The sequence below is a fragment of the Undibacterium sp. Di27W genome, from assembly GCF_049340345.1.
In the GTDB taxonomy this organism is placed as follows: Bacteria; Pseudomonadota; Gammaproteobacteria; order Burkholderiales; family Burkholderiaceae_D; genus Undibacterium.
Genome location: NZ_JBMPOS010000035.1, coordinates 1 through 12,502, shown reverse-complemented (window position 1 = coordinate 12,502; position 12,502 = coordinate 1). Strand labels below are relative to the sequence as shown.

Below are 12,502 nucleotides of genomic sequence, written 5' to 3'. Positions count from 1 at the left end.
TACGCAGGGCCATTTATACAACCAATGCCATCGAATCACTTAACAGCGTCATTCGATCAGCCACCAAACGCAGAAAATTGTTCCCCAATGATGCCTCGGCCATGAAAGTGGTGTACCTGGCGATACAACAGGCAGCGAAGAAATGGACCATGCCTATACAACACTGGCGACAGGCACTCAATCGCTTTGATATAGAATTTGGTGAACGTATGCGCGCTCACCAATAGTTCCGGGAGGACTTACACAGTTATTTTTGCAGGCTCATGAATTCTTACCGCAAAGTAGCCACCGATTCTTATTTCAAAGTAGCCGCTATTTGGCACTTTAAAATAGCCACCATTTCTTCTTTGATATGGCCACCTACAATTCCCTCGGGTTTTACAGAGATGTAGAGACCCTTTCAGCGCAACTTCAAGCGGCTCAAGAAGGTTGGCTCCATCACGCCTTTCGTTACCGCAAAAGACACAAGCCTCTGCGAGCAGGCCTAGAGCCAAAATACTTACAATTTAAACATTAAAGACATTTAAATATGTTTTTACTTCGAGAGCGTGCTATTCTATGCAGTACCAAAAAAACTGGAGATCAGTTAGGCGTCCCCTGTACTTGACTCTTCATCATCCGCGGAGCGCGATGGCGAGCTACCTTTAATTTGTAAAATCGCTCGCGATGACTGGGATTAATTTTCCGAATTCGACTTCTGGAAGGTGTTTTTGATGTTCACATACGTTTTATCCGCTCCCACACTGCGACTTTGTGCTTTGGTCTTTTTTTTTGGCGTGATCGGGGCTTGCACTGTCTTGCCATCAATCATAGACAGGAAGGCGACTGCGCCAATACTCGATGGATACGGTCACAGCAGCTTGCAGCCATCGCAGGCCAATGCTGCTGCGCGCCGCTGGTTCGCCCAAGGCATGGCGCAAGGTTATGCGTTCAATCGCCCGGAAGCGATTCGTGCTTTTAAGGCGGCGCTGGCACAAGACCCCGACTGTGCTCTGTGCGCTTGGGGCGTGGCATTGCAAATGGGGCCCAACATAAACAACCCGAAGCGTGGCGATGTAGGTGACGCGAGCCGCTATGCCGACTACGCTATTGCCCATAGTAAAGAATCATCGGCGCGTGACTTGGCGCTGATTACCTCGCTCGCCACGAGATATGGCCCTGCCAAGCAGACGAGTCAAGGACAGGTCCTCCCGCTCGGAGAAATTTGCCGATCTGCCAGCTCGGCCGCGGCCGAGCCGGCAGATCGGCTCGACATTGCCTATGCTGAGGACATGCGAAATGTTTTGGCGCGCTTTCCCGACGATCCCGATGTGCTTGCGTTGTATGCCGAAGCCGAAATGATCGCTACACCGGGCGAGCGTTGGGACCTGGTCACCAAAAAGCCTTCCGGACGGATCGGCGACGTTGCCGACATGCTTGAAGCCGGGCTGCTTCGTTATCCTGACCATATCGGCTTGAACCATTATCTGATACATGCGGTAGACGCTGTGCCTGTTGCCGAGCGCGCCTTGGCGGCGGCCGACCGTTTGGGCAAGTTGGCACCACATGCGGCCCATCTATTGCATATGCCCGCGCATACCTATGTCCATCTGGGCCGATATGCCGACGCAACGCTGGTCAATCAAATGGCCGTGGCCGCCGACGATGCTATGATGCTGGAATTAAAAAGACAACGATTTTCGAGTGATATGGATTGGCGCGACCATAGTTTGCAGTTCGAATGGTATTCAGCCCTGATGGAAGGGCATGGTGACGTTGCGCTCGCGGCCGCACGAGCCGCGGCCGGGCGTGCCAAGGGTGACAACGAATATGGCGAGTACGTGCGCAGCCTTCCCATGCTGACAATGCTTTCCCTGCATCGATGGGATTTGCTGATCAAGGAACCCCTACCCAGAGGTGGGAAGGGAATGGCAACAGTTCTGGGCGAAATGGCGCATGGAATCGCCTTGTTACATAATGGTCAGGCGGATGGCGCCAGAGCGGCGTTAGACCGGCTTACACCGAAAGCGCAAATGCTATTGGCAAAGCACAGCGGCAATGGCGTTGGCGCCAGCATGGTGCGCAGCCTGGTGGGCAGCGCCCAGACACAGTTGCATGCCGAAATTGCGTTTGCAAATAAGCAGATCGACGCAGCGCTCACCTTGCAATCTCAAGCGATAGCGGCAGCGGCCTTTGCTGAGCATTCCGAGCCGCCGGCTTTAGCCGGCGGGCCGCTCCATCGTTTGGGTTCCATGCAATTGCGAGCCAATCGTTTTGCCGAGGCCGAGCGCACTTTTCGTGTAGACCTGGGAAGTCATCCTGGCAATGGCTGGGCTTTGCATGGGTTGGCACTAGCACTTTCTGCCCAAGGCAAGGAGGTCGAAGCGAACGTTGCCAAGCAAGCGCTCGCGCACGCATGGGCATCTGCAGACCAACAATTACGTTTCTTTCGGTAAGCCATTTCAATGCGTAGGCCCCGTCAGTTCTCTAGTGTGACTGGCTCAAGGTCTTTGGTGCACTGTGCCCTGGGAACCAACCGCATCCGTGGCGGAGAAAGAGAGAATAGCGCAGTGGGTTCTTCTACAATTATAATCGTGCGCACCCGACTGGCGTCGCGCCTTTGATCTACTCCACATGCATGCTAGCAAATGAATAAATGGTTTATCTCCTTGTCTTCCCAGTGTGCCACCGTCTCCAGCGCAGCGATCGCACAACTGTATTCCGAGGATAGGGACAACATCGAGATTCATTGTAGCAATTGCGTTGAATGGAACGCGGTGCAAAAACCGTTCAAGGTGGTCGCCGGTACTAGGTACGTGGGCACCGCTGAAGTGTCGTCCGTGCTGGTGACTGTAACCAAAGGGCCATATTCTGATTGATGGTAATCTATTGCACGGCAGTGTGCGCGTTGCAGGCAGAGCCAACGGACGTATGCTTGGTTCCGTATTTGAGTACCGGTCGTTCAGTTACTCTAGTTTCTGATTGAGCTTTCATTAGGATACTACGTCTGCTTAAGGAAGCAGCCGGTCAACCTACATATATTTCATTTGCTGGCTGAAAGACGTGGCCGCACAGTTCGACGCCAAGTCTGCGGAAATCAGCGCGCTGTTCAACAACAAACCGACCCGGCGCGCAGTCAAGCAGCTGGACCGCACGCTAGCTTCTGGCCTGTCCATCTGAATTGCCCAGGAAATTCAAACATCCTGAAGAGACCTGGTCACTGCTAAATTGAATGATTGCTGGGACTTTAATGAAGTGATTGATTAGATTAGTCCGGTACATGCTCATAATAGTCAATTTTACGTCTTCAATAGATTGACAGTGTTACTGGGTGCGAAGCAGGAACATGCGACTAAATGATTAGGGCGAAGTTATTTGTCCCGTATTCATCCGCCGTGCTACGAGAGAGACGACTAACGGAAGTGTCAACACAAAAAGCCCCCCAAACACGGAAAGCCCAGCAGTGTCATTCCACAGCCAAGACAATGCAAAAGCGGAGGAACAAACAATCAATGCGGACATTTTGCTTCCCCACCAAATTGCGTATTCAAACCTGATAGATAAGAATGGTCTAGCTCGATTTAGGAGTCCACAAGCTGTACTTGCAACCTTGACGAAAATACCAATAACGAACAACCAACTGAACGCACCGTCCAAGCTTAGCGAAGACAACTGAATTTGATTTTCAAAGGCCATCGGAAATCATTGCCTTTCTTCTTCGCAAAAGAAAATTTAAGTTCAACATCTGTTCACATCACTATCTCAGCCAATAACGCCGTCCGTATTTTCACTTCATGCGGGCTAACTGCGAACCCTTTCATCTGATTTCCCACATCATAAAATCTACTGATATTCATCTCAGCAATTCTCTCGAGCTCCCAACGCCCCTTCGCTACAATATGTGACGATGGCGGTAGCAGCGCAATCGGGTAACTAGGTGTTTTAACTATTACTGGGGAAAGTTTAAACTCAATTTGTTTGGCGTCACCGGCCAGGTTGCTGGCAATGGCGCGGGCGGCGGCCATGATCGGCGCAATATAGGGTAGAATCTGGCACTCCCCATTTTTCGGATTGGTGTATTGTGCGCAATCGCCGATAGCGTAAATATCTTGCACACTGGTTTGCCCCGTCACGTCCACTACAATGCCACGTTCTGTTTCCAAGTTCGCTCCTTGCGCCAGCATGACATCTGGGCGTAAGCCGACGGCTGAGACTACGATGTCTGCAATCACAATTGCACCATTGGCCAGCCTGACTTGCAGCGACTTGGTATCTTGATGTTGATCTATAGAGCTGGCAGTCGTACCCATGATAAATTGCACACCGCGCAGCTCCAGAGCGACTTTTAGTGCGTGTGCAATGGGCTGTGGTGCTAATCCAGACAAAGGCAAATGATTAGGATCTACCATGGTCACATGATGACCGGCGGTAGTCAGGTCATCGGAAAATTCACAACCGATTAGACCTGCGCCCAAAATGACAATGCGCGTTGCTCCAGCCTTTACGGCTATCGCTTCACGTAATTTTTTATAGTCTTGCAAGTTATTGATCGACATGATTTGATCTGCGGCATTCCCGGCGAGAGGTAAGCGGATTGGTTGTGAACCAACGGCCAAGACCAGTTTGCTGTAGCCAAGCCTAGCATTTACGGTGCTAATGGTTTTACTGATGCTGTCGATTTGATTTACCTTCATATATTGCATTACGGTTGCGTCGAGTTGCAGTGCCATTTGCTCTGCTGTTTGGCTGACTAATTGCGTGGCCAGTTTACCCATTGCAAAAGCGTTCGATAACATTGGCTTTGCATAAAAAGCACCGTCGTCATTGCTCACGACGAGTAGTGGCGTGCTTTTGTCATGTTTGCGAAATTCACTTGCGACAGTATAGCCGGCCATGCCACTACCGATGATGATGACGGGCCGCATTTAGATTTCTACCATCTCAAAATCCGCCTTCGCGACACCGCAATCCGGACACTTCCAGTCTGCTGCGATGTCGTTCCAGCGAGTGCCAGCGGGGATACCCTCTTCTGGAAAACCCAAAGATTCATCGTAAATTAATCCGCAAATACTGCATTGATATGTTTTCATGTTAATCACTTAATAGTTGAATAGAGAGCCATCGCATAGGTCGAGCGATATTTCATTTTTATTGCATTGATGTATTACTAAGTCTTTAGATATTCAGCGACATCGCTGATTTCTTTTGTGGTGAGTTAAATTTTTTTTCTGGAGTGCGCTACAATCAAACCGAAAAAAATGAACGCCAAGCACATTGTTAAGCTTTTTAAAAATGCTTGATGCGGAACACACAAGCAAGACCCAAGACGGCTCGTCTCAGTTCTCGCTGACAATTCTTGCCACCGCAGAATGGTTATGGATAGATTCAAAATTCTCGACTTCGACTTCGTAACTCAATACGCTGGAGTGTCTATTCAAAGCTAGCGCCACATCGCGCACCATGTCTTCGACAAATTTAGGATTTTCGTAGGCGCGCTCAGTAACGTATTTTTCGTCAACTCGCTTCAGCAGACCATATACTTCGCACGATGCACTGCTCTCAGCGATAGCCACTAGCTCTTCTATGCTCATGGCTTGCGCTAAAACTACTGTAATGCTAATGAGTGAACGTTGATTGTGCGCTCCATAGGCAGAAATGTCTCTGGAACAGGGGCAAAGACTGGTGGCAGGCACGATCACTTGCAGGCTATTCTGCTTAGCGCCATCCTGATCAATTCTGGCGCGCCAGCTTACTTCAATATCTAGCAAACTCTGCACCTTGGAAACTGGCGCGGTTTTTTGAATGAAATACGGGAAACGCATTTCTATCTTGCCAGCTTCAGCGTTCAAACGTTCCACCATGGTACCGGCCATTTCCATTAATGCAGTGTTGTCCATCGATGTCACATTCGCTTCCAGCACTTCAACGAAGCGAGACATATGGGTACCCTTGACTGCGGCAGACAAACCGACGCTCATATTGATGTTTGCGATACTGCTGGTGTCAATGCCATTTGAACGAATTATCACCGGATAACGCAGACCTTTGACACCCACGCTATCAATCTTTAGTTGGCGGGAATCTACTCGTGCCTGCACATCTGGCAATGGCAATTTTTGGGGAACATTCATATTCATTCTCTTTGTTCGGATCGCCTACTTTATTGCGATCTTCAATGTGATTAACTTGTATTTTTTTACTTAGGATCAACGCTGGATAATTTTGTGACACATCCTGAATCTGTACTATTTCTTAGCTTCGCTCTTTAAATAGGCGATTAAATCTTCTCGGTCTTTTGCCGCTGCGACAGAAAATCCCATTTGCTGTCCAGGTATCAGTTTTTCGGGATTACTCAGCCATTTGTCCAAGTTTTTTTCATCCCAAATCAATTTGGATTTTTTAAGTGCTGGACTGTAATTAAAATCAGTAACCGCCCCTACCTTGCGGCCAAACACGCCCCGATGTGCAGGACCTGCCATACTTACTTCAATCGAATGGCAAGCAATACAATTCGCGCTATAGAGAAGTTTGCCCTTCTTTACATCGCCCTCTGCATGCACTAACGGACTACTCAATACAGCGCAAAACATTAAAGTGTTCAAGATATTTTTCATCATAGCTCCTTCGAAAATGAAGACTGCTAAAACCATTTTTGGAATTAGCAGCAAATAAGGCAGAGAAATTAATTAAGCTCCGAACAGCATGGCTTTTGGTAAAGGCAGACCCAGAGCGTTGTTCAGGATGGCCCAATGCGCAACTTCATCGGCAGCCAGTCTTCCTGCTATTTTTGCAAAGGCACTATCTTTAAAAGCGGGGATTACACTTAAATAGGCGTTGGTCGCACCGAGTTCTAATGACAACGCAAGTTTCAATATATCTTCCTGATTTTTGAGTTCGCCAGCATTCAGTGCTTTTGCGTAAATATCTAAAGACTTTTCTTCGACTGCCTTACCACCTAATTTGACAATGGCTCCGATCAATAAATCTCTATGAATTTTGTGATCATCCTGAAAACGCAACGCAATATCCAGGACTGGTTTTTGCAGCAATCCGCTTTTAGCGCCCAAGGTGTAAGCGTTGATCCCCTGATGTTCAAGACCGAGTGCGACGTTGAGGATGCCAACATCATTGGCGACATCACCCTTGCTATTGGCTGCATTAGCATCTTGGCCAGCAAGTAGTAAAACTGCACTGCTTGAAAGCATCGCTGCGCCGGTTCCACGTAAGAAACCGCGACGTGTATTCCCTTGTTCCAATAATTTACCGATCATTTTTCTCTCCAGGTTTAATCCTCCATCACCTCGCATGCACTGCATTTGGTTGGAGTGAGAGCATCATAATTGCATTAATATAGTTTGTACAGTTAAATATGTTTAAAGTGTTTAAATTTCGATTAATCCTTAATTTTTTGAAAAAAGTTATCTTTGCGCCACGTTGCCCGTGTGAATTGAATGGGTGCGCCAGTCGCATTCCTAGTGATCTTTTTTTATAAGTAGTTAGCTATTCAGACCACAAGCGAGGTTGAAACATATCTCTAAAGAATGAGAGCACAAGCGTCTTGAATAAAGGCTGCTGCTGTTTGCGTAAAGTGGGCAGATGGCAGTGGATAGTAGATAGTAGATAGTAGATAGTGCAGAACGTATCAAAACCTTGGGTCTTACGGAAGCAACCAGATGTTTATACTTTAATTTAGGCGCGCGGATATTCCTTTCCGCCCAGTTGTTGTCGAAGGGAACGCGATTATCCGTGATGAACAGCCAGACACTGTTTCAATAGCGATTCAGGCTTGCCAACAGATGTTAGCTATCTTCTTTTTGACACTTCTTGTCTGAGATCTTGAGAAAGATATCCCTTCGGCATATGTCCGATGAGAGAATTAAATTTTCCTAACTTGCCGACATTTATTTTCGCCAACGTTCCGAAGCCAATTGCCGGGACGCGTAAAACATCCACCTGATTGTTAATATCAAAAAATATTTTTGAAAAGGTGGCATTTGCTTTATCTCTTGAATACGGTCTGCATGCGATAGATAACTTTGCAACACCAAAAGGATCAAGTTGCCGACTAAATCTACTGAAACCTTGGTATTGAAAATGCTCAGCAACATGGCGATCACTCAATTGAATTAGGTTATCCATAATTTCGTGCAATAACTCGTTGCGATTGAGTTTCTTGCATAAGAGGCTCAACCGGGCTTGATCGAATTCCGGCATATCTCCTTCCAATTTCCTAACTAGAGGTGCTTCATCTAATTGCAACTCAAGAATGTGCGTACCATTTTTTAATTTGGTGCAATCTATGAGACGAACAACTCTTTGGCCGAAACGTATCGTACTTATGCATAAACTGATGTCGGCAATATCGTATTCTGCCGAATTACCAGAGCCATCGAAAAGGTCGGTATTGCGCGCCATAAGAGGCAAATCATGGTGGCTACTAAATGCGGCACTCTGCTTACCCGTACTAGAATCCTGTAAGGTAAGAAGTTCACGCACTTCATGTTCTCGCGCTTTCTTGATCGCCAAAAAAGCTGTTTGTATGACTTCAGACGTTGGGGTATACGCTTCAATACGCCATTTTCTGCCGTATACAATTTTATGTGGCCGTATCAAATTATCACGGTTGTAGTTCTCGCGACCAACCACTCCTACTTGCAGAAACAAGCCGTTCCTATCTTCGTCTGCAAAAATTGGCACGTTATCGCAAAAACTAATATCGGAGATAATTTCCTGCAAGCTAACAAGATTGTGTTGATATTGAATATAGTGCTGCGGCATACAAGTACTGCCATTAGGAAGCTGCACTTCGCGCGCATGTGGCATCGGTTTCTCGGCGCAAGTATTTATGGATGAAATATGCGTTGTTTTTTTTAGTGAATGAACTGACATCGTGGTTTCCGCTTTTATCTTTCCTGGCTACAGTCAGTCGCTGCGTAACTGATCGCAATTACAGCTCAGTAGGGTTTAGTGAAGTGACTTTAAACCATTAAACCAACTTTGAACAGTAAAATATGTTTTAAATTGTTTATGGCTGATATGGTTTAAAATGGAGCAATACCAAAACTGGCAATACTTAAGCAATTAGCTTTTACCCCAAGGAGGGGACGTGTTAGAGATACTAGGGATGCGGCAGAAGGAGTTACTCAAACTGCTATTAAAAAACAAAGCGGGAATGACCGCCGATGAATTATCGATGCAACTTGCCATTACACGTAATGCAGTTCGTCAGCATCTGGCATCGTTGGAAAATGACGGCCTTTTAAAAAAAAGCATCACTCGAGCCTCTGGCGGCAGGCCGGAGCAACTGTATATTTTGACCGACAAGGGCAATGAATGCTTTACGCGCCACTATGCTTGGTTCGCCCAATTATTAGTAGAGTCTCTTCAACAAGAAAGTGGAGCTGCTGGTGTTGAGGATCGTTTCATTGCGATGGGAACCCGGATAGGGACTCAACTACGTACTCAATACCCTGAACTGACCAATCGTAGTGATAAGGTGAAGAAATTATCTGAAATTATGGATCAGTTAGGTTACAACGCCAATGTCAGCAACGTTGATAAACCAGAAAAAATCGAGGCTAGCAATTGCGTCTTCCATACGCTTGCTTTTTCCAATCCGCATATCTGTAAATTTGATATCGCACTTATGTCCACGTTCACAGATAGCTCGGTAGATCATGAGGAATGCATGGCAACAGGGGGAAATATTTGCGCTTTTAAGTTTAAAGAAAAATAGAGATTTTCTTGTTCAAGTAGTCTTGCTTGCGCATGGCCTCGACTCAGCAATTCCTTGCACAAATGCAAATTTTTGAAAGAAATATTGGAGAAAAGCGGAGCATGGACATCAGAGTCCCCTGTCTGTTGTTTGCTAACTGAAATGACCAGGTCAATTTGATCCACCGTCCACTTCCTGGCGAAGGTACCCACGTTCATGCAATACTTCAAATCCCAGCTGTTTCAGATCCAAATGATTTGTTTTAAGCTGCGTCGCTGCTTACGATTTTTACCTGCTTCGGTTTTAAGCCAGCTTGAAAGCTCAGATGGATATTTATCAATGGCACTGGTTGTTTGTCGATCCGCGTAGCGCAGATAGCGCCGGACAGTGTTGCGAGAGATGCTCAGTCGCCTGGCGATCTCCCGTAATGGAATCTGGTCACGCATGTGCCAGCGTCGAATAATACCTGGTAATGCCACGTCAATCACTCCTGCCCCCTATTCATCATGATAAGTGGGGTTGTGGGCTAAACGTGAGTCACAATAGATGCAAATTATCCGGCAATGGGGGTGCGGCGTAAAACTTGGACTGGTTTATGTCGTAAATCCGAGGCTTTCTCGGTATTCGAGAGGACTGAGTGAGCCAAGGGATATTTTAATGCGTTTTTCGTTATACCAGCGAATGTAGCAATCAACTACCTGAATGAATTGCTCAACGGTTGTAGCCTGCCAGTCCCGAGGGTAGAACAACTCCGTCTTCAACCGTCCGAAGAAGCCCTCACAGGCCGCATTGTCGGGGGAGCATCCTTTGCGAGACATTGAACGAATCAGCTTTGCGTTGTGTATCCTTGAGAGCCACCCAAGCCAGCCATAGTGGGCGCCACGATCAGAGTGAACGATAGGTCGGTCTTCGCCGTTTCCTACCGTTTCAATGGCAGCATCTAACATCGTATTCACCAGATCTGCATCTGGACGTGTACCGATAGACCAACTGATTACCAAGCCATCAAAGCAATCGATCATTGGCGATAAATACACTTTCCCAGCCGGAATCTGGAATTCCGTGATGTCGGTAAGCCATTTCTCATTTGGGGTGGCAGCCTGGAAGTCCCGATTGATGAGATTCTCTGGCGCTGGGCTGATTTCGCCCAGATAGGATCCATACCGACGCCTTCTGTTAGCGGTGACGACCAGACATTCCTGCTTCATCAAACGTTGTACCACTTTCTCCGAGATAAACATCTGGTGCCTGCCAAGTGCAGCACGCATCCGTCGATAACCGTAGCAACGATGATTGCACTCGAACACTTCGGTGATGGCGAGACGCACATCAGCATACTTATCAGCACCCCGGAGTCGGATCCGATGATAAAAGTAGGAACTGCGCGCGAGATCAAGTTCGACCAGGAGTTCTGACAGCGAATAGGTTTGCTTCAGGGCATCAACCAGCAGCGTCTTCTCCCGGTTGCTCAGTATCTGCAGATCGACGCCCAGGCTTTTTTTTAACAGTTCATTGGCCTTCTTCAAGAGGTCGTGTTCTAGCTGTAATCGCCGGATGTCCCGCTGAAGCGACTCGACTTGCCGCTGCAGCTCTGTTTGCTCAGAAACTGGCTTTGAATCGTTCTGATGTTTCATGGATGAGGGAACCTCACGACCGAGTAATTGATTCTTCCAGTTATACAACGTCGGCCTGCATACCGCTAGTTTTTGAGCAATTGCTTGTGCACTTGTCTTCCTGGTACACAGATCAATGACTGCCGCATTCTTGAACTCAGGGCAGTGCTGTACATTTGCAGCTCTGCCGATAACGCGATGGCGAACTTCTGGGTACAGCTCATCAATCCACATAGTGAGCGTTGCACGGCCGGGATATCCCAGCGCCTTCATCGTTGAAGCAATACAGCGATCATGCTCTAGGTAATGTTGAACCGCCGCCTGTTTTTGTTTGTCAGAATGCCTCTGCCTTGAGCGAACATACCCTGCCTGCAGAGCGCGACTTTGTTCGTATTCTCGATACCAACTCTTGAGTGCATTCTTTGTTGGATAGCCCAACTGCCGAATGGTGGGGCGGATGCGCTTCCCGAGCTTGATATAAAGCTTGACAGCCCGAATGCGGTCTTCGTATGAGCACATGAACTACCTCCAAGTAGTCCAAGGTATTGTCCGCACCTCCAGTGGGTCAAATTTAAGTGAAAATCAACCCATGCTTTTCAAATCTATATAGACAGGATCAATAACAGCCTCATAGATAAATCGAGCATTCAGAATCACTAAACTTACGTATCAAAATAACGTCTACAATGCTCAAGATAACTCGCTTCGTGGAGCGCTGCTAATTCTACGACACACTTCCAGAGCCAGTTTGGTGTGCCTTTCGTTGATGTATTGCGAGTTATTTCTTTGTGCCAAGAGAGCGCTACTTCTTTGTTCATTTGCCTGGAATGTGCTTTCCCAACAATGGCGCCAAAGTAACGGGCAAGTTTGATTGCTTCACTTTGATGCAATTCTTCAATGTCTAATTTAAGGTCTTCAGGACGTAGAGCACGCACAAAAACTGATTTTCCATTAATACGCCCGGCAGACATTCGGTCCCCCAGTGAAGGAGATAAATGTCTAGCTCCCTGAATAATACGTTCAGCATTAATAATAGGCATCTTGACATCTGCATATCGCGGCGCTTTTGCAGCGATTGCCTCCTTGATGTCCATTAAACATAATTCAATTTCAGCCGTCGTAGGGTCATCAACATTTAATAGCACTGCATAACGAAGTAACCCTAGCGAGCTACAGCCTTTTACCCAGTATGCAG

At 47.2% G+C, this 12,502-nt stretch carries 13 protein-coding genes; 3 read left to right on the top strand and 10 right to left on the bottom strand.

From position 1 onward, the window contains the following. Positions 1-227: transposase (locus tag ACO0LF_RS30710; RefSeq protein WP_423021113.1), on the top strand; the 227-nt coding region annotated here is incomplete at its 5' end. 486 nt (positions 228-713) lie between these two features. Further along, the gene (locus ACO0LF_RS30705; RefSeq protein ID WP_423021111.1) at positions 714-2,435 is read left to right on the top strand and encodes a hypothetical protein; all 1,722 of its coding nucleotides are present in this window, start codon (positions 714-716) and stop codon (positions 2,433-2,435) included. A 1,293-nt stretch (positions 2,436-3,728) separates the two neighbouring features. Here ACO0LF_RS30705 and ACO0LF_RS30700 read toward each other — a convergent pair. The 7 genes from ACO0LF_RS30700 to ACO0LF_RS30670 form a co-directional block, all read right to left on the bottom strand. Beyond that, a complete protein-coding gene (locus ACO0LF_RS30700; RefSeq protein ID WP_423021109.1) occupies positions 3,729-4,904 on the bottom strand; it encodes an FAD-dependent oxidoreductase in 1,176 nt (391 codons plus the stop codon). Continuing rightward, positions 4,905-5,069, bottom strand: a complete 165-nt coding sequence (locus ACO0LF_RS30695; RefSeq protein ID WP_423021107.1) for a rubredoxin — start codon at positions 5,067-5,069, stop codon at positions 4,905-4,907. Between the two features lie 246 nt (positions 5,070-5,315). Continuing rightward, the gene (gene folE2, locus ACO0LF_RS30690) at positions 5,316-6,110 is read right to left on the bottom strand and encodes a GTP cyclohydrolase FolE2 (RefSeq protein WP_423021105.1); all 795 of its coding nucleotides are present in this window, start codon (positions 6,108-6,110) and stop codon (positions 5,316-5,318) included. 114 nt (positions 6,111-6,224) lie between these two features. Continuing rightward, the gene (locus ACO0LF_RS30685) at positions 6,225-6,596 is read right to left on the bottom strand and encodes a c-type cytochrome (RefSeq protein ID WP_423021103.1); all 372 of its coding nucleotides are present in this window, start codon (positions 6,594-6,596) and stop codon (positions 6,225-6,227) included. A 69-nt stretch (positions 6,597-6,665) separates the two neighbouring features. Next, a complete protein-coding gene (locus ACO0LF_RS30680; protein WP_423021101.1) occupies positions 6,666-7,250 on the bottom strand; it encodes a ferritin-like domain-containing protein in 585 nt (194 codons plus the stop codon). A gap of 225 nt (positions 7,251-7,475) precedes the next feature. Next, positions 7,476-7,730, bottom strand: a complete 255-nt coding sequence (locus ACO0LF_RS30675; protein WP_423021115.1) for a hypothetical protein — start codon at positions 7,728-7,730, stop codon at positions 7,476-7,478. 52 nt (positions 7,731-7,782) lie between these two features. Beyond that, positions 7,783-8,868: a hypothetical protein gene (locus ACO0LF_RS30670; RefSeq protein ID WP_423021099.1), complete on the bottom strand. Its 1,086-nt coding sequence runs from the start codon at positions 8,866-8,868 to the stop codon at positions 7,783-7,785. A 217-nt stretch (positions 8,869-9,085) separates the two neighbouring features. Here ACO0LF_RS30670 and ACO0LF_RS30665 point away from each other — a divergent pair, with 217 nt between their 5' ends. Next, positions 9,086-9,715 (top strand): helix-turn-helix transcriptional regulator, encoded by a 630-nt coding sequence (locus tag ACO0LF_RS30665; RefSeq protein ID WP_423021097.1) that lies wholly within the window; start codon positions 9,086-9,088, stop codon positions 9,713-9,715. A 221-nt stretch (positions 9,716-9,936) separates the two neighbouring features. Here the strand turns inward: ACO0LF_RS30665 and ACO0LF_RS30660 are convergent, their stop codons facing one another. The 3 genes from ACO0LF_RS30660 to ACO0LF_RS30650 form a co-directional block, all read right to left on the bottom strand. Continuing rightward, positions 9,937-10,173 carry a hypothetical protein gene (locus ACO0LF_RS30660; RefSeq protein ID WP_423021095.1) on the bottom strand — a complete coding sequence of 79 codons (237 nt, stop codon included), beginning with the start codon at positions 10,171-10,173 and terminating at the stop codon, positions 9,937-9,939. A 114-nt stretch (positions 10,174-10,287) separates the two neighbouring features. Then, positions 10,288-11,826, bottom strand: a complete 1,539-nt coding sequence (locus ACO0LF_RS30655) for an IS3 family transposase (protein ID WP_423021093.1) — start codon at positions 11,824-11,826, stop codon at positions 10,288-10,290. 143 nt (positions 11,827-11,969) lie between these two features. After that, positions 11,970-12,502: DUF2252 family protein (locus ACO0LF_RS30650; protein ID WP_423021091.1), on the bottom strand; the 533-nt coding region annotated here is incomplete at its 5' end.

Excerpts from the sequence above, each read along its gene's own strand:
- ACO0LF_RS30700 (WP_423021109.1), bottom strand. The coding sequence starts at position 4,904 with ATGCGGCCCGTCATCATCATCGGTAGTGGCATGGCCGGCTATACTGTC.
- ACO0LF_RS30655 (WP_423021093.1), bottom strand. The coding sequence starts at position 11,826 with ATGTGCTCATACGAAGACCGCATTCGGGCTGTCAAGCTTTATATCAAG.
- ACO0LF_RS30705 (WP_423021111.1), top strand. The coding sequence starts at position 714 with ATGTTCACATACGTTTTATCCGCTCCCACACTGCGACTTTGTGCTTTG.
- ACO0LF_RS30685 (WP_423021103.1), bottom strand. The coding sequence starts at position 6,596 with ATGATGAAAAATATCTTGAACACTTTAATGTTTTGCGCTGTATTGAGT.
- folE2 (WP_423021105.1), bottom strand. The coding sequence starts at position 6,110 with ATGAATGTTCCCCAAAAATTGCCATTGCCAGATGTGCAGGCACGAGTA.
- ACO0LF_RS30670 (WP_423021099.1), bottom strand. The coding sequence starts at position 8,868 with ATGTCAGTTCATTCACTAAAAAAAACAACGCATATTTCATCCATAAAT.
- ACO0LF_RS30680 (WP_423021101.1), bottom strand. The coding sequence starts at position 7,250 with ATGATCGGTAAATTATTGGAACAAGGGAATACACGTCGCGGTTTCTTA.
- ACO0LF_RS30695 (WP_423021107.1), bottom strand. The coding sequence starts at position 5,069 with ATGAAAACATATCAATGCAGTATTTGCGGATTAATTTACGATGAATCT.